This window comes from Polynucleobacter campilacus, from assembly GCF_002206625.1.
Lineage (GTDB): Bacteria > Pseudomonadota > Gammaproteobacteria > Burkholderiales > Burkholderiaceae > Polynucleobacter > Polynucleobacter campilacus.
The window spans coordinates 246,027-267,242 of record NZ_NGUP01000003.1 but is presented as its reverse complement, the minus strand read 5'-3'; the positions used below and the strand labels follow the sequence as shown (position 1 = coordinate 267,242).

22 protein-coding genes are annotated in these 21,216 nt (G+C 46.4%); 11 read left to right on the top strand and 11 right to left on the bottom strand.

What is annotated here, in order from left to right:
- Positions 1–4: 4 nt before the first annotated feature.
- Entirely contained in the window at positions 5–1,009 is a 1,005-nt protein-coding gene (miaA, locus tag CBI31_RS04815; protein WP_088525274.1) for a tRNA (adenosine(37)-N6)-dimethylallyltransferase MiaA, read from the bottom strand.
- 58 nt (positions 1,010–1,067) lie between these two features.
- On the opposite strand from miaA, the gene CBI31_RS04810 reads away from it, so the two are divergent.
- Positions 1,068–1,709, top strand: a complete 642-nt coding sequence (locus CBI31_RS04810) for a VTT domain-containing protein (RefSeq protein WP_088525273.1) — start codon at positions 1,068–1,070, stop codon at positions 1,707–1,709.
- Positions 1,710–1,732: 23 nt separating this feature from the next.
- On the opposite strand, the gene CBI31_RS04805 is transcribed toward CBI31_RS04810, so the two are convergent.
- Positions 1,733–2,575: a SirB1 family protein gene (locus tag CBI31_RS04805; protein WP_088525272.1), complete on the bottom strand. Its 843-nt coding sequence runs from the start codon at positions 2,573–2,575 to the stop codon at positions 1,733–1,735.
- Positions 2,576–2,580: 5 nt separating this feature from the next.
- Entirely contained in the window at positions 2,581–4,134 is a 1,554-nt protein-coding gene (murJ, locus tag CBI31_RS04800) for a murein biosynthesis integral membrane protein MurJ (protein WP_088525271.1), read from the bottom strand.
- A gap of 151 nt (positions 4,135–4,285) precedes the next feature.
- On the opposite strand from murJ, the gene rpsT reads away from it, so the two are divergent.
- The gene (rpsT, locus tag CBI31_RS04795; RefSeq protein WP_011903592.1) at positions 4,286–4,552 is read left to right on the top strand and encodes a 30S ribosomal protein S20; all 267 of its coding nucleotides are present in this window, start codon (positions 4,286–4,288) and stop codon (positions 4,550–4,552) included.
- 73 nt (positions 4,553–4,625) lie between these two features.
- On the opposite strand, the gene CBI31_RS04790 is transcribed toward rpsT, so the two are convergent.
- Positions 4,626–4,940: a DUF3579 domain-containing protein gene (locus CBI31_RS04790; protein ID WP_088525270.1), complete on the bottom strand. Its 315-nt coding sequence runs from the start codon at positions 4,938–4,940 to the stop codon at positions 4,626–4,628.
- A gap of 152 nt (positions 4,941–5,092) precedes the next feature.
- On the opposite strand from CBI31_RS04790, the gene argF reads away from it, so the two are divergent.
- The 3 genes from argF to ppnP all read left to right on the top strand — a co-directional run bounded on the left by argF (position 5,093) and on the right by ppnP (position 7,673).
- On the top strand, positions 5,093–6,040 hold the full coding sequence (argF, locus tag CBI31_RS04785) for an ornithine carbamoyltransferase (RefSeq protein WP_206075467.1): 948 nt from the start codon (positions 5,093–5,095) through the stop codon (positions 6,038–6,040).
- A gap of 64 nt (positions 6,041–6,104) precedes the next feature.
- Entirely contained in the window at positions 6,105–7,337 is a 1,233-nt protein-coding gene (locus tag CBI31_RS04780; protein WP_088525268.1) for an argininosuccinate synthase, read from the top strand.
- Positions 7,338–7,367: 30 nt separating this feature from the next.
- Entirely contained in the window at positions 7,368–7,673 is a 306-nt protein-coding gene (gene ppnP, locus CBI31_RS04775) for a pyrimidine/purine nucleoside phosphorylase (RefSeq protein WP_088525267.1), read from the top strand.
- A 70-nt stretch (positions 7,674–7,743) separates the two neighbouring features.
- Here the strand turns inward: ppnP and CBI31_RS04770 are convergent, their stop codons facing one another.
- The gene (locus CBI31_RS04770) at positions 7,744–8,196 is read right to left on the bottom strand and encodes a DUF192 domain-containing protein (protein ID WP_088525864.1); all 453 of its coding nucleotides are present in this window, start codon (positions 8,194–8,196) and stop codon (positions 7,744–7,746) included.
- Positions 8,197–8,279: 83 nt separating this feature from the next.
- The gene (locus CBI31_RS04765) at positions 8,280–8,483 is read right to left on the bottom strand and encodes a cold-shock protein (protein ID WP_011903586.1); all 204 of its coding nucleotides are present in this window, start codon (positions 8,481–8,483) and stop codon (positions 8,280–8,282) included.
- Between the two features lie 275 nt (positions 8,484–8,758).
- Between CBI31_RS04765 and clpS the strand changes: the two genes are divergently transcribed.
- From clpS to CBI31_RS04750, 3 genes are read left to right on the top strand one after another with little or no spacing between them, the layout of a single operon-like run.
- On the top strand, positions 8,759–9,115 hold the full coding sequence (gene clpS, locus CBI31_RS04760; RefSeq protein ID WP_088525266.1) for an ATP-dependent Clp protease adapter ClpS: 357 nt from the start codon (positions 8,759–8,761) through the stop codon (positions 9,113–9,115).
- Positions 9,112–11,418, top strand: coding sequence for an ATP-dependent Clp protease ATP-binding subunit ClpA (clpA, locus tag CBI31_RS04755; protein ID WP_088525265.1), 2,307 nt, complete (start codon positions 9,112–9,114; stop codon positions 11,416–11,418). The genes clpS and clpA overlap by 4 nt, the downstream gene beginning before the upstream one ends.
- 24 nt (positions 11,419–11,442) lie before the next feature.
- Complete coding sequence (locus tag CBI31_RS04750) at positions 11,443–11,676, top strand: hypothetical protein (RefSeq protein ID WP_088525264.1); 234 nt, start codon at positions 11,443–11,445, stop codon at positions 11,674–11,676.
- Between the two features lie 64 nt (positions 11,677–11,740).
- On the opposite strand, the gene dut is transcribed toward CBI31_RS04750, so the two are convergent.
- Genes dut through CBI31_RS04725 form a run of 5 tightly spaced genes read right to left on the bottom strand, consistent with a single transcriptional unit; the run spans position 11,741 to position 17,747 of the window.
- Positions 11,741–12,190 carry a dUTP diphosphatase gene (gene dut, locus CBI31_RS04745; protein WP_088525263.1) on the bottom strand — a complete coding sequence of 150 codons (450 nt, stop codon included), beginning with the start codon at positions 12,188–12,190 and terminating at the stop codon, positions 11,741–11,743.
- Positions 12,191–12,220: 30 nt separating this feature from the next.
- Positions 12,221–13,432 (bottom strand): bifunctional phosphopantothenoylcysteine decarboxylase/phosphopantothenate--cysteine ligase CoaBC, encoded by a 1,212-nt coding sequence (gene coaBC, locus CBI31_RS04740; protein WP_088525262.1) that lies wholly within the window; start codon positions 13,430–13,432, stop codon positions 12,221–12,223.
- 9 nt (positions 13,433–13,441) lie between these two features.
- Positions 13,442–13,930 (bottom strand): signal peptidase II, encoded by a 489-nt coding sequence (gene lspA / locus CBI31_RS04735; RefSeq protein WP_088525261.1) that lies wholly within the window; start codon positions 13,928–13,930, stop codon positions 13,442–13,444.
- 12 nt (positions 13,931–13,942) lie between these two features.
- On the bottom strand, positions 13,943–16,822 hold the full coding sequence (ileS, locus tag CBI31_RS04730) for an isoleucine--tRNA ligase (RefSeq protein WP_420812074.1): 2,880 nt from the start codon (positions 16,820–16,822) through the stop codon (positions 13,943–13,945).
- A complete protein-coding gene (locus CBI31_RS04725) occupies positions 16,797–17,747 on the bottom strand; it encodes a bifunctional riboflavin kinase/FAD synthetase (RefSeq protein ID WP_088525259.1) in 951 nt (316 codons plus the stop codon). Before CBI31_RS04725 ends, ileS begins: the two co-directional genes overlap by 26 nt.
- Positions 17,748–17,786: 39 nt before the next feature.
- Here CBI31_RS04725 and purN point away from each other — a divergent pair, with 39 nt between their 5' ends.
- From purN to CBI31_RS04710, 3 genes are read left to right on the top strand one after another with little or no spacing between them, the layout of a single operon-like run.
- Positions 17,787–18,416, top strand: a complete 630-nt coding sequence (purN, locus tag CBI31_RS04720) for a phosphoribosylglycinamide formyltransferase (RefSeq protein ID WP_088525258.1) — start codon at positions 17,787–17,789, stop codon at positions 18,414–18,416.
- The gene (locus CBI31_RS04715; RefSeq protein ID WP_088525257.1) at positions 18,413–19,972 is read left to right on the top strand and encodes an RsmB/NOP family class I SAM-dependent RNA methyltransferase; all 1,560 of its coding nucleotides are present in this window, start codon (positions 18,413–18,415) and stop codon (positions 19,970–19,972) included. Before purN ends, CBI31_RS04715 begins: the two co-directional genes overlap by 4 nt.
- Positions 19,973–20,000: 28 nt before the next feature.
- On the top strand, positions 20,001–21,200 hold the full coding sequence (locus CBI31_RS04710) for a DesA family fatty acid desaturase (RefSeq protein WP_088525256.1): 1,200 nt from the start codon (positions 20,001–20,003) through the stop codon (positions 21,198–21,200).
- Positions 21,201–21,216: the final 16 nt, after the last annotated feature.

Below are 21,216 nucleotides of genomic sequence, written 5' to 3'. Positions count from 1 at the left end.
TGTTTTATTTCTGTAAAGTGCTTTTGCAGTAATCTAATGCTGCCTTAAGCTCCTCTGGTTTGAAGGGGTCAAAGGTTTTTCTGCCTGCGATTGCGCGTAACCAAGTTAATTGCCGTTTACCTAACTGCCTAGTAGCCGCTAAAGCTTTGTAACGCATCTGATCAAAGTCAATTTGATTGTCTAAAAACTCCCATGCTTGTCGATAGCCTACTGAACGAATTGCCGGTAAGTCTGGGTGCAAGTTAGGATTGGTGCGTAAGGTTTTGACCTCATCCATAAATCCAGCAGCTAGCATTTCATCAAAACGTTTTTCTAGATTGGCATGAAGTCTTGCGCGATCGCTAGGCTCAAGAGAAACTAAATCAATCCAGGCTGGAATGCTTGAACCCTCTCTGCCGTCCTCACTAGGTGAGTCAGCCAGTAATGTAGACATAGGTTTGCCAGTGATCTCAAATACCTCTAGAGCGCGTTGTACCCGTTGTGAATCGTTAGGCTTTAAGCGTACCGCCGTTTCTGGATCGACTACTTCAAGTTTGGCGTGCATCGCAGGCCAGCCAATGATCTTGCCTTCTTCATCTAGTCGCGCACGAATTTCTGGATTGGCTGGCGGCAAGGAGGATAGCCCATGCGCCCAAGCGCGCCAATACAACATCGTACCCCCAACAACGATAGGAATATTTCCTCTACTACGAATTTCTTCACAAAGGCGTTTTGCATCTCTCGCAAAGCGTGCAGCCGAGCAAACCTCGGTAGGCTCCAAGATATCAATGAGGTGATGGGTAACAGACGCCTGTTCTATCTTTGTCGGTTTTGCACTACCAATATCTAAGCCGCGATAAACCAATGCTGAATCCATGCTGATGAGTTCGATGGTCAAGCCAATAGATTTGGCATGCTCGGCAAGCAGCATAGCGAGATGAGTTTTGCCTGCACCAGTGGGGCCAACAATACAAAGTATCGGCATAGTCTCTGGAGCATGCATTTGCTGAATGTAGGGTTCAGTTTGCATGCTTGATTATAAGAGCCTGTTAAGATGCGCATCAAGCCAATATTTGGAGTGCCAGTGGATGGATGCCCTTTTACAACTCAGCGATTTATTTCTGCATATTGACCGTCATTTAGATGTAGTCATTGCGCAATATGGCCCTTGGGCTTATGGTTTGCTATTTGCAATCGTATTTGCTGAAACAGGTTTAGTAATTGCCCCATTTTTACCAGGCGACTCCCTTCTATTCATTGCTGGGGCTTATTGCGCTACTGAGCATTTCAATATCTGGACCTTATGCATTGGATTATTTATTGCTGCAGTGGCGGGTAATACCGTCAATTACTTTATTGGCCGCTGGATTGGTAAAAGAGTATTTAGTAGTCAGTCACGTTGGATTGATCAGCGGGCCTTACTGAAGACACACGAATTCTATGAGAAACATGGTGGTAAGACCATTATCTTGGCGCGCTTCTTACCGATTTTTCGTACCTTTGCGCCCTTTATTGCGGGCGTATCAGAAATGAACTTCTCGCGTTTTCAGTTTTTCAATGTCACTGGTGCTGCGCTGTGGGTATTTGGTTTGGTCATTGCCGGATATTTTTTTGGCAACATTCCCATTATTCGTCAAAACTTAAATGTGATCGTATTGATTGGTATTGGTGCTGCAGCTATCCCAGTCGTCTTTGCCGCGCTCTACAAAATTTTTCAACGCAAGCAATAAAGATTGCTGTTGGGGGCTAAGCTTTAATGAAACTTAGCCTGACTCTCTAGCGTAGCAATGTGCTCGCGGATATCACCAGCATCTTCTGCCTCCGGAGATTCACTGAGGTAGCGATGCATATCTGCTATTGCAGGGCGTAAATATTCCAGTTGAGCAAAGATCAGGCCGCGATCACGAACTTCTTCAATCGAGTTGGGTAGCAAAATCACTAAGCGCTCTTGAATACCAAGTAGGCGCTCCCAGCGCTCATCTTCTGAGTAAATCATTTTCAGATTTCGCAGGAAGCGAGATAAGATTTCGCGTGGGTTAGAGGCCCGCAGGAAGATATTCAGTGGCAGACTCAATTCGCCACGGTATCCCTTGGCGTCTAGGTAGGGATCAAGCATCTCCTGGAGTTGATTCTTGGAGAGTGATTCACCAGTGAGGGGGTCCATGATGATTTCACCTTGTTGCAAGGAGATGCGCATCATGAAGTGATTTGGAAATGAAACACCGCGAATCTTCAAGCCAATCTGATTCCCCAACTCCATCATCAGAATCGCGAGTGAAATCGGAATACCTCTACGGTTCTCAAGCACATAGTGCAAATAAGAATTTTCGGGCGCATAAAAATCATTTGGGTTTGGTCCAAAACCTAACTCGGTATAAAAGAAATTCCTCAGAATTTGCAAACGCTGAATTTGGGGCGTATCTGGAGTAATTCGGGATTTCAACTTATTGCCCATTTGATCCAGTTGATCGAGGACACTTTGAACGTCTAAATCTGGGTACGCATGTTGTGCAACAGCGATTGCCGCTTCCGTTAGTGGTAAGTGTTCATCTTCAGCAACTAAAGAAGTGAAATAGTCGAGTTGTTGTGTTGGCATAAGCCCTATTTTGCATGACGCAAGAATTTTTGCCAGCGAATTCCAACTAGACCCAGGGCGCCAAAGTAAATCATGGCAGCGGCAGCTAACCATGCAGCCAGAAGACCAATGCGAGTCCAAGGCTCCGCTTGAAGGGCGATCCAATTATGGGCGCCAGCAGCATAAAAAAGTACTGCTGAGAAGGGGATCAGGGCTAAAAATAGCTGCCCAAGGTATTTAGCCCAAGCCGAGCTAGGCAGTGCGCCCCGCTGATGAAGGCCAATCCATAGGAGGGCAGCATTCAGGCAGGCCCCAGCGCCGACAGAAAGTGCAAGACCTGCATGCCCAAGCCAAGGTACAAAAACAAAGTTAGCCAGCTGGGTCGCGACAAGCACCAACAAACCAATCTTGACTGGGGTCCGAATATCTTGACGTGAATAAAAACCCGGCGCCAAAATCTTTACCAAAATGAGTCCAATCAGTCCAACGCCATAGGCGGCCAATGCGCGTTGTGTCATCAAAACATCGAGGGCATTAAATTTGCCATAGTGGTAGAGCACTGCTGCAAGCGGTTCTCCAAAAATAAAGAGTGCAATTGCACAGGGCGCGGCCAACAAAAATGTCAGCTGTAATCCCCAGATAAGTAGTTCACCGGCGTGAGCTAAGTCATTTTTAGCATTGGCTTTACTTAAGCTGGGCAGAAGCACGGTACCTAAAGCTACACCCAGTAGTGCCGTAGGAAATTCCATTAAGCGATCAGCATAGGAAAGCCACGACACACTTCCTGTTTGTAAGCGTGATGCGATATTGGTATTGATGATGAGTGAGATTTGCGCAACAGACACCGCAAAGACCGCTGGCCCCATCAGTTTCAAAACCCGTTTTGCTTCTGGATTTGCTATGGCAGATTTAATGGCGCCAGGTAATAAACCAATCCGCGGCAAAAGTCCAATACGAGAGAGTGCCGGAACCTGAAGCGCTAGTTGTAAGACGCCACCCAAGATCACACCAATACTCAGTGCGTAGATCGGTTGCTCTAAGTGGGGCGCCAAAAATAGCGCACTTCCGATTAAGGACAGGTTCAATAAAACGGGAGTAAAGGCAGGGATAGCAAAACGCTGGAAAGTATTCAGAATTCCTGCTGACAGTGAAACTAGAGAAATCAGCCCAATGTAAGGAAACATAATTCGGGTCATAACTACGCTAGCCTCATAGGCTGGCCCCCCACTAAATCCCGTAGCAATGACCAGAATGAGTAAGGGGGCGCCGATTACCCCGAGCAAGACCGTGAGCAGTAAAGACCAAAATAAAAGCGTGGCGACCGCATTAACGAGGATTTGAGCCTGTTTTTGATCCCCATCCTTGGAGATTTCACCCAAAATGGGTACAAAAGCTTGAGAAAAGGCTCCTTCAGCGAATAAACGACGCAGTAAATTGGGTATCCTGAAAGCCACATTAAAGGCGTCTGTCCACTCTGAGGCCCCGAAACTACGGGCAATCAGGGTCTCCCGAAGCAGCCCCGTAATACGGGACAGCATGGTGAGGGAGCTCACCTTGGCGGCAGCAGAAAGCAGGTTCATGAGCCGATTTTCACCTATTTATCGGTCGGCTGGGCTTTTTTGCCCCTTTAATGTAAAATCTTGGGTTTTGGCGAGCTTGCTTATGAATCTGGCAAGACCGCAGGATTTTTAACTAATCGCATTTTGCAATTTATAGAGGCAAGGTTTAAAGATGGCTAATACAGCACAAGCGCGCAAGCGCGCACGCCAGGCAGTAAAACAGAATGAGCACAACTCCAGTTTGCGTTCAAAGCTCCGTACTTCCATTAAGGCAGTTCGTAAAGCGATCGAAACTGGTGACAAAGCGGCTGCTGCGAAAGTATTTGCAGCAACTCAGGCAACAATCGACAAGATTGCTGACAAAAAGATTGCTCACAAAAATACTGCATCACGTCAGAAGTCACGTTTGTCCGCAGCTATTAAGGCAATGGCAGCGTAATACATACGCAGTTTTAGGCTGGTCGAAATGATTTCGACCTAAGCCCGCTCCTTATCAGAGCGGGCTTTTGTTTTTAGGACTGGGTTTGTGGTTTGGGTTCAAACTCACAGGCCTCTTCGATCGGTAGATTGTTGTCTTTGGCAAAGTTTGTTACAAAGTCCAGCGCTCTTGGATCAAGATCACCCAGTCTGGTATCAATAACAACGCATTTCACTGTTGCAATCACGACTGGTGTGACATAGGGTGAATAGGTGAAGCGAGGGTCTCCAGAGCCTCCTGGAGGGCGAAAGCTAGCCATCACTCCACACAGACGCTCCGCCCAATCACTGGGTCGAAATGGTTTGCCAGCAGTGGTAATGCCTTGAATGAAAAGTTTTTTGTGGTTCAAGTTCGCGTAAGGAAGGTGGTTGGAATCGGTATCACTAAGTCCTCTAGCTTAACAGGGGGTGTTGGCCGTAAGATGACCATAAGTTCTATTTTCGTGCAGTCGAATGTTTGAAGAAAAAAATGCAAGCCAAAACTTTAGTAGAAAGCTCAACTATGACATCTCTGGCAAAGCCCCAAGTGCCCGGTCAGGTCAAGCACTATCTGCAGTTTGCTGACCTTACTCGTGAAGAATATGACTACTTGCTAAAAAGATCGGCATGGCTTAAGTCTAAGTTTAAAAGTTATGAGACTTGGCATCCACTTCACGACCGTACTTTGGCAATGATTTTCGAGAAACATTCCACACGTACTCGTCTTTCCTTCGAGGCAGGCATCCATCAGCTTGGTGGCCATGCTGTATACCTAAACACCCGTGACACCCAGTTAGGTCGTGGTGAGCCCGTAGAGGATGCTGCGCAGGTGATTTCACGGATGACTGACATCATCATGATTCGCACTTTTGGCCAAGACATCATTGAGCGTTTTGCTGCTAACTCCAGAGTGCCAGTCGTTAATGGTCTTACCAATGAATATCATCCTTGCCAAGTATTGGCTGACATTTTTACGTTTGTAGAGGCTCGTGGCCCAATTCAAGGGAAGACGGTGGCGTGGGTTGGCGATGCTAACAATATGGCTTATACCTGGATACAGGCAGCTGAATGTTTAGATTTTCAGTTCCGTTTTTCCGCACCAGTGGGCTATCAGTTGGATCCCTCTCGTTTAACAAAAGCAGCCGCAAAACATTTAACCATTTGCGCTGATCCTAGGGATGCTTGTAAAGAAGCTGATTTGTTGACCACAGATGTTTGGACCAGTATGGGTTACGAGGCTGAAAATACCTCGCGTATGAAGGCTTTCCAGGATTGGATGGTGAATGAAGAGTTGATCTCGCTAGCTAAGCCTGACGCATTATTTATGCATTGTTTGCCAGCCCACCGAGGTGAAGAAGTCTCTGCGGGTGTGATTGATGGTCCACAAAGTATTGTTTGGGAAGAGGCGGAAAATCGCTTGCATGTTCAAAAGGCCTTGATGGAGTACTTGCTCTGCGGTCGATTGGACTAATTAGAAGATATTCAGTAATTTGCCTTAGTTGTTTATTAATTAATTTTTGATTGAATAAAAAATCATGTCTGATATTAAAAAAGCCGTACTAGCCTATTCTGGTGGCCTTGACACTAGCGTGATCTTGAAATGGCTTCAAGATACTTACGGTTGTGAGATCGTCACATTTACTGCTGACTTAGGTCAAGGTGAAGAGTTAGAGCCAGCGCGCGCTAAGGCTCTGCAGTTTGGCATTAAGCCAGAGAATATTTTCATTGATGATTTACGTGAAGAGTTTGTGCGTGATTTTGTATTCCCAATGTTCCGCGCCAATACGATCTATGAAGGTGAATACCTCTTAGGCACTTCAATCGCTCGCCCATTAATTGCCAAGCGTCAGATTGAGATTGCACGCTTAACTGGTGCTGATGCTGTATCGCATGGTGCTACTGGTAAGGGCAATGATCAAGTCCGCTTTGAGTTGGGTTACTACGCATTAGAGCCAGGAATCAAGGTGATTGCGCCGTGGCGCGAATGGGATTTACTCTCGCGCGAGAAGTTGATGGCTTATGCAGAAAAGCATGGCATTCCAGTTGAGATGAAGCATAAGCAAGGGGGCTCACCTTATTCCATGGATGCCAATCTCCTGCATATCAGTTATGAAGGTCGTCATCTAGAGAATCCTAACGCAGAGGCAGAAGAGTCTATGTGGCGTTGGACAGTTTCTCCTGAGAAGGCTCCGGATGCTCCTGAAGTGATTGAGATTGAATTTAAAGCGGGTGACCCGGTTGCGATTAATGGTAAAGCCTATAAACCACACGAGTTATTGGCTGAAATAAATCGTATTGGTGGCATGCACGGCGTTGGGCGCCTGGATTTGGTCGAGAACCGTTTTGTTGGCATGAAGAGCCGCGGCTGCTATGAGACCCCAGGTGGCACGATTCTCCTCAAGGCGCACCGCGGTATCGAAAGCATCACCTTGGATCGTGAAGTGGCTCACCTGAAAGATGACCTCATGCCACGCTACGCTAGCTTGATTTACAACGGCCTATGGTGGGCGCCAGAGCGTATGGCTTTGCAAACTTTGATTGACCATACCCAGCAGATGGTGAATGGCGTTGTACGCTTAAAACTCTACAAGGGTTCTGTATCGGTTATTTCACGTGATTCAGCAAATACTTTATTTGATCAAAATATTGCAACCTTTGATGATGATGGTGGCGCCTACAACCAAGCTGACGCAGGCGGCTTTATCAAACTCAACGCCTTACGTATGCGCATTGCTGAAATAGCGAAACGTAAACGCGCAAAGAAGTAATTAGTCATAACTAGATTAGAAAGAGTCCAGATGCAATTTGATCAAGTATCAGTAGGTAAAAAAGCCAATGTGTTTTTTGATGGCAAATGTGTGTCACACACGGTGACCCTGCCCAATGGTGTGCGCAAGTCCGTTGGCGTTGTATTGCCAAGCACTTTGCGTTTTGACCTGAGCACTAGAGAGGTGATGGAAGTGGTCGATGGCACTGCTTTCGTGAGCATTAATGGCGCTCCAGAGCAAGAGTTCAAGGCTGGTCAAAGCTGGGAAGTAGAGGAGGGCGGTTACTTTATTATTCGTGCTGAGCAAGCAGTGCACTATGTTTGTCACTTTGAATAACTAGTCTTGCTTCACCAAAGTAAAACGCAGACCAAGGTCTGCGTTTTTTATTGTCCGATAGAGGGTCTGACTATTTCTTTGGTAAACCGCTAATCACGGAACCTGGGCCAATAGCTCTCTCGGAGAACCATTGCTTATTCATTTCTAGGGCATAGCGCACTGCAGCTTTAGGGCAGTGGTTATTCGTTGTCCCAGCTTGCATCTCTTCGATATTCACAATCTTGCCATCGTCTGCAATGAAAGCAATCGAGAGAGGAATCTTGGTGCTAAACATCCAAAAGCAGTGGCCCGCTTTTTCTTCAAATACAAAGAGCATTCCAGAATTCATCGGCAAACTGGTGCGATTCATTAAACCAGTCTGCCTTCTTTCGGGGGTGTCGGCTAATTCTGCTTGAATGCGATAGATGCCAGTTTTCAACTCAACCATTGGCAGGCCGGCATTCAGTTGTGCGAAGATCAGGCCTGAGCCGATCAAAAGGGCGAATGCAAATAGATGGCGAAAAGTATTGATTGATATGCGCATGATGTGCATTTTAAGTGAGTAAATTGCGGACGAAAAAAAACCCAGGAACAAGTCCTGGGTTTCTCATAATGATCTAAGGACTATTAAGCCGCTTGGATATTGGTAGCTTGCTTGCCTTTAGGGCCTTGGGTAATATCAAACGTTACCTTTTGGTTTTCCTTAAGGGTTTTGAACCCAGGCATAGTAATTGCGCTGAAATGCGCGAACAACTCTTCTTCACCATCATCAGGTTTGATAAAGCCAAAACCTTTTGCATCATTGAACCACTTAACAATTCCGGTCGCCATGCGAACTCCATTACATAAACTTAAAACAACCGTGATGAGGGTAAATACTTTTTAATCAGTCTCGCTCCACAACACGCCTAAATAGAACTTCTCTTGAAGCCTACCCCCCGATTGTTTGCCCTTTTTGTAGGGGTGTCAAGGAGTTATATCTACTTACCCCCTAGTAAATACCCTTTATTTATCGAAAAATGCCCCAATATAGGAAAATAGGGGTTTTTGCAGGTTTTTTAACAACAAGACCCCAGTAAATTAAAGTTTGAATATCTGTGTTTAGAATGTTTCTTATGAGCCGCACACCAAAAAATACCACTACTGGCGTACCAGCCAATCCCTACATTGAGGACACTATTCTTCTCGAAAAGCAGGCCGAGAAAGCTAAGGCGCCATCGATGTATAAAGTTTTACTATTGAATGACGATTACACGCCAATGGAATTTGTGGTGATGGTGATTCAGGAGTATTTTAGTAGAGATCATGAAACAGCTACACGCATCATGTTGCAAGTTCATTTAGTTGGCAAAGGTGTTTGCGGGGTATTCACTCGCGATGTTGCTGCCACTAAAGTGCATCAAGTTGTTGAATTATCCCGTGAAGCGGGTCACCCACTACAGTGCACTATGGAGGAAGCATGATTGCCCAAGAATTAGAAGTTAGTTTGCATATGGCGTTTGTTGACGCAAGGGCATCACGACACGAGTTCATTACGGTCGAGCATTTGTTGGCTGCATTGCTAGACAATGCGACAGCAGTTGAGGTTCTTAAGGCATGTGCGGTCAATATCGCCGAGCTTCGAACCCAACTTAAAAACTTCATCAATGACAACACACCAGTTGTACCTGGTAACGATGAGGTTGATACACAACCTACGCTTGGATTTCAGCGAGTGATTCAACGTGCCATCATGCATGTTCAATCTACTTCAAATGGTAAGAAAGAAGTCACTGGTGCCAATGTTTTGGTTGCTATCTTTGGTGAAAAAGATTCGCATGCGGTGTACTTCCTGCAACAGCAAGGCGTGACGCGCTTGGATGTAGTGAATTTCATTAGTCATGGTGTTCGCAAAGATCAGGCTGAGAATGTGAAACCTGCTGATACAACCCAAGAAACAGAAGAATCTGCTTCATCCGGAAAAGAGAGTCCCCTAGATCAGTACACCCAAAATCTGAATGTTTTGGCTCGTCAGGGCAAGATTGATCCACTCATCGGGCGTGATAGCGAAGTAGAGCGGGTGATTCAGGTGCTTTGCCGTCGTCGCAAGAACAACCCACTGTTAGTTGGTGAGGCTGGTGTCGGTAAAACTGCGATTGCAGAGGGCTTAGCTTGGCGGATTGTGAAGGGCGATGTTCCTGACATCTTGGCTAATGCGACTGTCTATTCCTTAGATATGGGCGCTTTACTTGCGGGCACTAAATACCGCGGCGATTTTGAGCAACGCCTAAAGAGTGTTTTGAAGTCTTTAAAAGATCACACCCATGGTGTTTTGTTCATTGATGAGATTCATACTTTGATTGGTGCGGGTGCAGCATCTGGTGGAACATTAGATGCAAGTAATTTATTGAAGCCTGCTCTCTCAAATGGTCAACTCAAATGTATTGGTGCAACTACCTTTACAGAGTACCGTGGCATCTTTGAAAAAGACGCAGCCCTATCTCGCCGCTTCCAAAAGGTTGATGTGGTTGAGCCAACGGTAGATCAGACAGTACAAATTTTGCGCGGCCTCAAATCTCGCTTTGAAGAGCACCATAGCGTGAAGTATGCAGCCGGCGCATTGGTAGCTGCTGCTGAGCTCTCTGCTCGGTACATTAATGATCGTCATTTGCCAGATAAGGCAATCGATGTCATTGATGAGGCTGGCGCTGCGCAACGCATTTTGCCCAAGTCCAAGCAGAAGAAAACGATTGGACGTCCAGAGATCGAAGAGATTGTTGCTAAGATTGCTCGCATACCGCCGCAGTCGGTGACTGTAGATGATCGTAGTAAATTACAGACATTAGATCGCGACATTAAGAGCGTGGTCTTTGGTCAGGATCCTGCGATTGAAGCCTTGGCTAGCGCCATTAAGATGACACGTGCTGGTCTTGGGAAGATTGATAGGCCAATTGGCTCATTCCTATTTTCCGGCCCAACTGGTGTTGGTAAGACAGAGGTCGCAAAACAGCTCGCTTATATTTTAGGTATTGAGCTGCTGCGTTTTGATATGTCCGAATACATGGAGCGTCATGCGGTTAGCCGTTTGATTGGTGCACCTCCAGGATATGTAGGATTTGATCAGGGTGGTTTACTCACTGAGGCTGTCAACAAGAAACCCCATTGCGTGCTGTTGCTTGATGAAGTAGAAAAAGCCCATCCGGATATCTTTAATATTCTGCTGCAAGTGATGGATCATGGCACTTTGACGGATAACAATGGTCGAAAGACTGACTTCCGTAATGTCATCATCATTATGACTACTAACGCTGGTGCAGAAGCAATGCAGAAGTCCATTATGGGCTTCACTAATGTCCGCGAGTCTGGTGATGAGATGGCCGATATTAAGAAGTTTTTTACACCAGAGTTCCGCAATCGCTTAGATGCTATTGTTTCCTTTAAAGCGCTTGATGAGACCATCATCATGCGGGTGGTTGATAAATTCTTAATGCAACTAGAGGAGCAATTACATGAGAAGAAAGTCGACGCTACCTTTAGCTCTAAATTACGTGCTCATTTAGCTAAGCATGGATTTGATCCATTGATGGGTGCTCGTCCAATGCAGCGCATTATTCAAGACACAGTACGCAAAGCGCTTGCTGATGAATTACTCTTTGGTAAGTTAGCCCAAGGCGGACATGTGGATGTTGATATAGATGAAGATGGTAAGGTGCAGTTGAACTTTGATGCCCCTGTATTGCCTGGTAAGGCATCGAAAAAAGATGTAGCTCCTGCAGAAGAAATTTAACCAATAGCAGTCTTAAAGGAAAATATGTCACACCACGATAAATTACTGGACGCTTTTGAGGCTTACAAGGCTGAGCATGAAAAGTTCGAAGGCAAAGGCATTAAAGCATCTGCTACCCGCGCTCGCAAAGCCCTGCAAGAAATTGCAGGCTCTTGTAAAGAGCGCCGCAAAGAAATTTCTGCTGAAAAAGAATCCCGCGAGGGTAAGGGCGCAGGTATGTCACAGGATGCTGCCCGTCACGCGCATATTCGCAAATAAATCTCAGTCTGGATTTGTGAAATAAAAAAGCCACCTAAGGGTGGCTTTTTTATTGAAGCTTGTATCAAGCTCGCCCGGTACTTCCAAAGCCTCCAGCACCACGACTGCTCTCAGTAAACTCTTCAACCACTTTGAGCTGTACTTGCTGGACTGGCATCACTACTAGTTGAGCTAAGCGCTCCATAGGCTCTAGCTTAAATGGCGTTGCACCGCGATTCCAGGTGCTTACCATCAACTGACCTTGGTAATCGGAGTCGATTAAGCCAACTAAATTTCCTAAGACTATTCCATGCTTATGGCCAAGGCCTGAGCGTGGAAGAATAAATGCAGCATAACGCGGATCTTCAACAAAGATAGCTAAGCCTGTTGGCACTAGGACGGTTTGACCTGGTGCTATCTCGATCATTTCATCAATGCAAGCGCGTAAGTCTAGTCCAGCACTACCTGGTGTGCCATAAGTCGGCAATTGGTCGCGCATACGTTCATCGAGAATTTTGACTTGGAGTGATTGCATAGAATTTCCTAAAGCGGGTAGCGAGGGTATTTAAATTTTCTTGGCGACAAGCGCAATGAGTTGACGAGCAAGTTGAAGTTTTTGGGCTTTAGCGATTTTCTTGCTACCAGTTTCATCGATGACAAGTAATTGATTGAGATCGCTACCAAATGTTTCCGGCCCGATATTGCCGACAACCATTGGAATGCCCTTGCGCTTACGTTTTTCTTGGACATGTTTTTCTAAATCGCTAGATTCTGCTGCAAAACCTACACAGTATGGGTGAGGTTTGCCAGCTTTCATTTTTACAGTTTTAGCGACATCTAAAAGAATGTCTGGGTTCGCAATAAATTCAATGCTGGGAGCTGATTTGTCTTGGCGCTTGATCTTTTCTTGAGCAGGCTTTGCAATACCCCAATCAGCCACTGCGGCAACTGCAAAGAAGATATCGCAATCAGAGCCATTTAATGTTGCCGCATGCATTTCTTTTGCGCTTCTCACATTGCTGCGAGTAATTTTTCCGGTCGCTTCCAGTGGAGTTGTTAAGTCACAGGGGCCTGCAATGAGGTGTACTTGGGCGCCTGCCTCAACAGCTGCACGCGCGATAGCAAAGCCCATCTTGCCTGAGCTGTGATTAGTGATGCCGCGCACTGGATCGATTGCCTCAAAGGTAGGGCCAGCAGTAATCAATACTTTTTTACCCGTCAAAGTTTTCTTTTGAAAGAAAGCAATGACTTGCTCCGCGATTTCAAAAGGCTCTAGCATTCTGCCCATACCTACTTCACCACACGCCTGAAAGCCGCTGGTTGGACCAAGAAAGACAACTCCATCTTTATTGAGGCGCTCCACACTTCTTTGGGTTGCAGCGTGCTCCCACATTTGTTTATTCATTGCTGGTGCAAGTAAGAGAGGGCAATCTCGGGCAAGACACAGTGTGCTGAGTAAGTCATCAGCTAAGCCTAGGGAGAGCTTAGCCATCAAGTCAGCGCTAGCAGGTGCAATGACGATAGCGTCAGCAGAACGGGAGAGCTCTATGTGAGCCATATTGTTGCTAACACTACTATCCCACTGACTAGTGAAGACAGGATTGCCTGTGAGCGCTTGCATCGTGACGGGTGTTACAAATTGTGTTGCAGCTTCAGTCATCACCACCTGAACAGAAGCGCCTTCTTGCATCAATTGGCGTGCAAGCTCAGGGGTCTTATAAGCAGCAATACCACCAGAGATCCCGAGCACGATTTTCTTATTTAAAAGTGATTGCATAGCGCCAGCTTAATGGGATTGGGCAGATTTGCCAAATGACTTACGCAATTCACCCCAAATAATCAGGGCTGCACCAATACAAATAGCGCTATCAGCAATATTGAATGCTGGCCAATGCCAGTTAGCGTAATGAAGGTCGATAAAATCAACGACAGCGCCGTACATGATTCGATCTAATACATTCCCCAGAGCGCCCCCTAGAATCAGGCTGAGAGCGATACAAAGCATTTTATCGTTTTGGCTTTTACGAAGGAGCCAAATAATATAGATACAGGCTACTAGACCTACGATCGTAAAGAACCAACGCTGCCATCCAGAGCTTTGGGCTAGAAAAGAAAATGCTGCCCCAGGGTTAAAGAGCAATAGCCAATTCATAAAAGGAAGAACTGGTTCTGGAATACCTAACTGCAAATTGCTTAATGCTGACCACTTGCTCAGTTGATCTAAGAGCAAGATGATCGTTGCGATTGCCAGAGAGCGTAGAAATGAAATACTCATCGAATGGATCTTTTAAGCAAACAAGCGGTGATTACCATCACCAAAAAGATTGCTAATACAGCGACCACAGAGTTCAGAGTGGTCTGCATTGCTACCAACATCCTGGGTGTGATGCCAGCAACGACCGCACTTCTTATATTGGCTGCCACGGACTAAGACCTCTAAGCCATCATTGCTGAGTTCAATATTGGCGCTAGAGGTAATGGTGACAAAGCGTAAATCATCTTCTAGTGAATGCAAGATGGCAAAGTCAATATCACCGATCTTAATCGTAAGTTCGGCCTGCAGAGATGAGCCGACATTACCGGCTTCACGTTCAATCTCAATTGCCTTAGTGACTTCAGAGCGAATTTCACGAATACGGCTCCATTTAGCAAGCAATTCATCTGCTTTGCTAATTTCTGGGAAGGTGCCAAACTCTTGCATGAAGATTGACTCAGAAGGTTTATTTCCCGAGCCATGTGGAAAGTCCTGCCATGCTTCTTCTGCAGTAAAGGAGAGGAAGGGCGCAAGCCACTTCAAAAGATTTTGGGTGATATGAAATAAAGCATTTTGAGCTGCACGACGGTCCGGTGAATCAGGTGCGCTGGTGTAGAGGCGATCTTTCAGAATGTCTAAATAGAATCCACCTAAATCTTCTGAGCAAAATGACAGCATCCGCGCCACCGCTGGATGAAATTCATAGGCCTTGTAATGCGCCTGAACATCAGTTTGGATTTGATTTGCTAGTGCGACAGCATAGCGATCGATTTCTAGCCATTGATCAGCAGGCATGGCATGCTGGCTTGGATCAAAATCAGAAAGATTGGCCAGCAAGAAGCGCAAGGTATTACGAATACGGCGATAACTTTCGGTAACGCGCTTGAGAATCTCATCCGAGATCGTCATTTCACCTGAGTAATCTGTAGAAGCTACCCAAAGACGAATAATTTCAGCGCCGAGTTTGTCGGCAACTTGCTGTGGAGCAATCACATTACCAACAGACTTACTCATCTTGCGACCTTGACCATCAACTGTGAAGCCGTGAGTTAGGAGCGCTTTGTAGGGTGGCTTGCCATCGAGCATTGCGCCAGTCAGCAATGAGGAGTGGAACCAGCCACGATGCTGATCTGAGCCTTCTAGGTATAAATCAGCCAAGCGGCCATTTAGAGTTTGGGCATCTGCAGTAAGCAATTCATTGCGATGTGAACCACGAATCACATGCCAATGGGTTGTCCCTGAATCAAACCAAACGTCTAGCGTGTCACGGTTTTTTTCATATTGGGAGGCTTCATCACCTAGTAGCTCAGAAACTTCTAATTTCTGCCAAGCTTCAATGCCATCTTTTTCTACGCGCTTGGCAACTTCTTCAAGTAACTCAACAGTTCGCGGATGAGGCTCACCACTTTCTTTATGAATAAAGAAAGCCATTGGTACCCCCCATTGGCGCTGACGTGACAAGGTCCAGTCAGGACGATTAGCAATCATGCTGTGTAGACGTTGTTTACCCCAAGCAGGGAAGAAGTCAGTGTTCTCAATACCGGCTAATGCTGTTTCACGTAAGCTCGCTTTGCCATCTGAAGGCTTTTTATCCATACTTGCAAACCACTGCGAAGTAGCGCGATAGATAATCGGCGACTTGTGGCGCCAGCAGTGCATGTAAGAGTGTGTGTAGGTTTTATCGCGAAGCAAGCTGCCAGCTTCACGCATTGCTTCAACGATTTTTGGATTAGCTTTCCAGATGTACTCGTTAGCAAAGAGCGGTAACCATGATGCGTACACACCATTACCCATGACTGGATTCAGAATATCGTTGTCAGCTAGTTTGTTTGCTTTGCAGGACTTAAAGTCCTCCTCACCATAAGCAGGTGCAGAGTGAACAATGCCGGTGCCAGTATCCAGAGTGACGTATTCAGCTGGGTAGATTGGCGAGAGACGTTTGTAGCCATCATGCAATGGCGCAAGTGGATGCCAGAAGGAAATGTTTGCTAATTGAGTGCCAGCACAAGTTGCAATTACTTTACCTTCGAGGCCATAGTCTTGTAAGCAAGTTTCAACACGATCTTTTGCCAGAATTAATAACTTATCACCGACATCAACTAAGGCATAAGTTAGCTCAGGATGAACATTCATGGCCTGATTTGCAGGAATGGTCCAGGGTGTAGTGGTCCAAATCACAATCTGACCAGGCTTGTTTGGAAGTTCTGAGAGTCCAAAAGCTTTGGCAAGCTGTGGACGCTGGGCTTCATCAAATGCAAAGCCGACATCCACGGTTGGATCAGTCTTGTCTTGGTATTCGACTTCAGCTTCCGCCAGAGCAGAGCCGCAATCAAAGCACCAGTTCACGGGCTTTAGGCCACGAAAGACGTAGCCTTTTTCCCAAATCTTGCCTAGAGCACGTATTTCATCGGCCTCATTACGGTAGCTCATAGTGAGATAAGGGTTGTTCCAGTCTCCGAGTACACCTAAGCGCTCAAAGTCTTTTTTCTGCTTATCTACTTGTACTTGTGCATAGGCGCGCGCCTTGGATTGGACTTCAGCAGTCGGCAAGTTTTTACCAAACTGCTTTTCAATCTGAATCTCAATCGGCATACCGTGGCAATCCCAGCCCGGCACATAGGCAGAGTCAAAGCCCATTAACCAACGGGATTTGACGATGATGTCTTTTAGAATCTTGTTTACTGCATGTCCAATATGAATATCACCGTTCGCATATGGAGGACCATCGTGCAAAATGAATTTCGTTTGGTTGGCGTGTGCCGCACGAATTTTTTCGTAAAGCTTATTTTTTTGCCACTGAGCAACCCATTGTGGTTCGCGCTTGGCTAGGTCTCCCCGCATTGGAAACGCGGTATCGAGAAGATTGACGGGGTAAGAGTTTTCTTTTTCAGACATAAGTTTTTTTCTGGAAATAATTTCTGGCGTGCTTTGCATCTGCTGCGATTGCTTTTGTGAGTGCATCGAGGTCATCATACTTTGCCTCGTCACGAATTTTTTCTAAGAGCTCTACGGTAATAATTTTTCCGTAGACATCTTGTTGGTAATCAAAGATGTGTGTCTCAAGCAAGACGCGTCCCTCATCTTCGACTGTTGGTCTGACTCCCAGGCTGGCTACAGCTGGCAGGGGTTTATCGCTAAGACCTAATACCTGCGCAGTAAAGATTCCAGTAGTTGCTGGCTTACGGTGATGCAAGTGGTTGGCAACTGCAAGATTTAAAGTAGGGAAGCCAAGTTTGCGGCCTAATTGCTGACCATGAATGACATGGCCAGAAATTCCATAAGGGCGACCTAATAATTTTTCGGCTAGGTTCATATCACCACTACCAAGTGCTGCCCTTAAAGCAGAACTAGAAATACGTTCACCATCTTCTGAGATAGTTTGAATACTAGAAACTTCAAAGCCATATTTTTCACCGGCAGCCTTGAGACTCGAAAAATTACCAGCGCGCTTTGCCCCATAGCAAAAATCATCACCAATCAAAATCCATTTGGCATTTAGGCGCTTAACAATAATTTCAGAGACGAACTCATCTGGTGTAAGCCGTGCAAAAGCGGCATTGAAATGCTCCACTACCACCTGATCAATTCCAAGCTGTGCTAATGCTGCCAGTTTGTCGCGTAGATTCAGAATACGAGGTGGAGCTTGTTCTGGTGAGAAGAATTCTTTAGGGTGTGGCTCAAAGGTCATGACGCAGCTCACTAAGCCTCGTTCTTTGGCGCCATCAACAAGCTGTTTTAGTAGGGCGCGATGACCCCTGTGCACGCCATCGAAATTACCGATGCTAAGGGCACAAGCAGGTCCTGCAGAAAACTGGGTCGGGCCACGGAATACGTTCACAAAATCGCTTTCAGGGTAGCCATCAATTATATTGTGGGCATGCTTTCTATCGTTACCTTAATCTCAGGCCGCGGATCCAATTTCGAGGCTATCGTCAAAACTGCTCAAAAAGAGCGGTGGCCAGTCAAATTTGCTGGGGTGATAGCCAATCACTCTGCGGCTAGGGGCCTTGAATTTGCTCGCACGGAGGGTATTCCAGCCGTCGTTGTGGAGCATAAAGAGCATGCCACTCGAGAATCCTTTGATGAAGCCCTAATCGAGAAAATAGACGAATTAGGGGCTGATTTAGTCGTTCTGGCGGGTTTTATGAGAATTCTGACCCCAGGCTTCATACGTCATTTTGAGGGTCGCCTCATTAATATTCATCCAGCCCTCTTGCCAGCATTTCCTGGTTTACATACCCATGAACGGGCTTTAGAGGCTGGCGTTCAGGAGCATGGTGCCACCGTGCACTTTGTCACTGAGGGCGTAGATGAGGGGCCGATTATTTGCCAAGCTTCCGTTCCAGTCCGCGAAGGCGACGATGCTGATACCTTGGCAGCCCGTGTTTTAGTGGCTGAGCATCAGATTTACCCGCGGGCCGTAAAATGGTTCCTCGATGGACGATTGCGAATAGAAGGTAATCAAGTGAAGCTTCAACCCCAAGAGCCGCAATTTTTCAAATTATGAGTGCAGAACGTCCACCCCGTAAATCTGGAAACAGACTTGCCCCACATAAAAGTTACGCTGCTAAATCGAATGATCCACAGCGCCGCCCAGAGCGACGCAATGCAAGCGGAAACTTAATTGCACCCGAAGGTCAGAAGAATTTTTCTAATGCCAAGGCATTGCCTCAGCATGCGCTTCATCTGGAAAGGCTCTTACCCGAACTACTAAGCTTTGAACAGCCATCTGATCGTGTTGTAAGCCGCTATTTTCGCGCCGAGCCGCAACTCGGAAATCGAGATCGTGCTCTGATTGCAGAGAGTGCTTTTGCAATCTTGCGTCGTAAAAATGAATTCTCACAATTTGCTTCCAGTGGCGAAGGCTCTCAGGCCAGACGCCTAGCCCTATTGGGTTTGCTGTCCGCTCTGTCTGAGGGTGGGCTCGGCTCTGCGAATCGTGCAGAGAGTGCTATTGCGGATTTGGCACACGTGCTAAAGCCTGGTGAGTATGAATGGCTACAACGTTTTGCTACGGTAGATCCTAGCGCATTAAATTCTCTCGTTCGTAATAATTTGCCGGAGTGGTTATGGGATGCGTTTGGAAAATATCCTGGTGAAGAAACACGCGAAGAGCTAGCCAAATCATTAATGCACCCAGCGCTATTAGATTTGCGTGCAAACACCATGAAGACCAATCGCGAAGAATTACTCGTGCAGATGAATGCATTGGGTGGTCGCTATCAAGCAATCCCAACTCCATATGCACCAGATGGTGTGCGCATTATGGGCAAGCCTGCTTTGCAAAATACGGCTGGATTTAAAGCAGGTATGTTTGAAGTACAGGATGAAGGTAGTCAGCTTCTTGCCTATCTTCTCGCGCCTAAACGTGGCGAGATGGTTGTCGACTTTTGTGCTGGAGCAGGTGGCAAAACTTTGGCGATTGGAGCTTTGATGCGCTCTACAGGGCGCCTCTATGCATTTGATACATCTGAGCGTCGCTTAGCTAACTTAAAGCCACGGCAAGCCCGCAGCGGCCTCTCTAACGTTCATCCCGTATGGATCGATAGTGAGAACGACGCTAAGATCAAACGCTTGGCTGGAAAGATCGATCGTGTTCTAGTAGATGCCCCTTGCAGTGGAATGGGTACCCTGAGACGTAATCCAGACCTCAAATGGCGCCAAACCCCAACAGGGGTTCTAGAACTCAATCAAAAGCAAATGAATATTTTGGCTTCTGCTGCCCGTTTATTAAAACCAGGCGGCCGCTTGGTTTATGCCACTTGCAGTCTTTTGCCTCAAGAAAATCAAGCAATTGCAGAGGATTTTCTGGCAAAGCACCCTCAATTTGAGGTGGTGCCTGCCGCACAAGCCCTAAAGCCACTCTTTCCAAATGACAAACTTCCTTTAGGGTGTAGTCCAGATAACCCTTGGTGGCAGCTTTGGCCTCATATTCATGGAACAGATGGCTTTTTTGGTGCTGTTTTCCAAAAGAAGGCTGCTGCCCCAGCTCCAAATTCTGAAAAAGCAATAGAAAAAGAGGCACAAGTCAAAACCAAAAAGGCTGTGAAAGAACTAAAATAGAGGTTTAGACCTCTTTAGGGATGCACTTTTGAATACAGCTTCAAGCTCAGGTTTTGATTTATTTCTTCATTGGCTAGCCAATGGTTACCTTGATTGGTCCTGGTGGCAAATTACCATTTTTACTTTGGTAGCCACCCACATCACGATCGCGGCGGTCACCATCTACTTGCATCGTTGCCAAGCGCATCGGGCCTTGGATTTGCACCCGATTGTTTCTCATTTCTTCCGTTTTTGGCTCTGGCTGACCACAGGCATGGTTACCAAGGAGTGGGCCTCAATTCATCGTAAGCACCATGCTAAATGCGAGACAGTAGATGATCCACATAGCCCACAAATTTTAGGAATTGGTACTGTACTTTCTCGTGGTGCTGAGCTTTACAAAAATGAAGCCAAAAACCAAGAGACGATGGAAAAGTTCGGCCATGGCACTCCTAATGATTGGCTTGAGCGCAATGTTTACTCCAAGTTTTCTTGGCAGGGTGTTGCCATCATGCTCATCATCGATGTATTTTTATTTGGAGGTCTTGGTCTCACGGTTTGGGCTGTCCAAATGTTGTGGATTCCTATTACTGCAGCCGGCGTGATTAACGGTATTGGTCACTATTGGGGTTATCGTAATTTCGATTGTGAAGATGCCGCTACGAATATTATCCCCTGGGGAATTTTGATTGGTGGCGAAGAGCTGCACAACAATCACCACACCTTTGCTACTAGCGCTAAGCTATCAAACAAATGGTACGAGTTTGATATTGGCTGGATGTACATTCAGATCCTGAGCCTAGTGGGCTTGGCTAATGTCAAGAAAACCCCACCCAAGCCAGTGCTGAGCGATTTGCGTCCTGCCGATCAGAACACCTTGGAAGCCATCATTGCAAATCGTTATGAAATCATGGCGCGCTATAGCAAAACATTACGTCAGTTTTTTAGCAATGAAGCGCAACATATGCAGGTGCTTGCATCTCATTTAAGTGATGCTCGCACTTGGTTGGCCAAAGACGAGTCACGTCTGAGCGAGCAGGAGCGAGCAAAGCTTGAGGAATTAATGGCAAGCAATGCACAGCTACGTAAGATGATTGAGATGCGTCGCGATCTACAGGCTATCTGGGGTCGCTCTAACGCCACTAGAGAGCAGTTAGTTGCACAGTTGCACGCTTGGTGTCAGCGCGCTGAAGATAGTGGCTTAACGAGCTTGCGCGAGTTCTCTCTGAGATTGCGTCGCTACGCTTAACTACCACGGGCAAGAA

Bases quoted from the DNA above. Each gene is read 5' to 3' on its own strand.
- ppnP (WP_088525267.1), top strand. From the start codon at position 7,368: ATGCAATTTGATCAAGTATCAGTAGGTAAAAAAGCCAATGTGTTTTTT.
- CBI31_RS04765 (WP_011903586.1), bottom strand. From the start codon at position 8,483: ATGGCGACCGGAATTGTTAAGTGGTTCAATGATGCAAAAGGTTTTGGC.
- CBI31_RS04770 (WP_088525864.1), bottom strand. From the start codon at position 8,196: ATGCGCATATCAATCAATACTTTTCGCCATCTATTTGCATTCGCCCTT.
- CBI31_RS04805 (WP_088525272.1), bottom strand. From the start codon at position 2,575: ATGCCAACACAACAACTCGACTATTTCACTTCTTTAGTTGCTGAAGAT.
- CBI31_RS04715 (WP_088525257.1), top strand. From the start codon at position 18,413: ATGAGTGCAGAACGTCCACCCCGTAAATCTGGAAACAGACTTGCCCCA.
- dut (WP_088525263.1), bottom strand. From the start codon at position 12,190: ATGCAATCACTCCAAGTCAAAATTCTCGATGAACGTATGCGCGACCAA.
- CBI31_RS04810 (WP_088525273.1), top strand. From the start codon at position 1,068: ATGGATGCCCTTTTACAACTCAGCGATTTATTTCTGCATATTGACCGT.
- CBI31_RS04750 (WP_088525264.1), top strand. From the start codon at position 11,443: ATGTCACACCACGATAAATTACTGGACGCTTTTGAGGCTTACAAGGCT.
- murJ (WP_088525271.1), bottom strand. From the start codon at position 4,134: ATGAACCTGCTTTCTGCTGCCGCCAAGGTGAGCTCCCTCACCATGCTG.
- purN (WP_088525258.1), top strand. From the start codon at position 17,787: ATGCTTTCTATCGTTACCTTAATCTCAGGCCGCGGATCCAATTTCGAG.
- clpS (WP_088525266.1), top strand. From the start codon at position 8,759: ATGTTTCTTATGAGCCGCACACCAAAAAATACCACTACTGGCGTACCA.
- clpA (WP_088525265.1), top strand. From the start codon at position 9,112: ATGATTGCCCAAGAATTAGAAGTTAGTTTGCATATGGCGTTTGTTGAC.
- lspA (WP_088525261.1), bottom strand. From the start codon at position 13,930: ATGAGTATTTCATTTCTACGCTCTCTGGCAATCGCAACGATCATCTTG.
- argF (WP_206075467.1), top strand. From the start codon at position 5,093: ATGACATCTCTGGCAAAGCCCCAAGTGCCCGGTCAGGTCAAGCACTAT.
- coaBC (WP_088525262.1), bottom strand. From the start codon at position 13,432: ATGCAATCACTTTTAAATAAGAAAATCGTGCTCGGGATCTCTGGTGGT.
- miaA (WP_088525274.1), bottom strand. From the start codon at position 1,009: ATGCAAACTGAACCCTACATTCAGCAAATGCATGCTCCAGAGACTATG.
- CBI31_RS04780 (WP_088525268.1), top strand. From the start codon at position 6,105: ATGTCTGATATTAAAAAAGCCGTACTAGCCTATTCTGGTGGCCTTGAC.
- rpsT (WP_011903592.1), top strand. From the start codon at position 4,286: ATGGCTAATACAGCACAAGCGCGCAAGCGCGCACGCCAGGCAGTAAAA.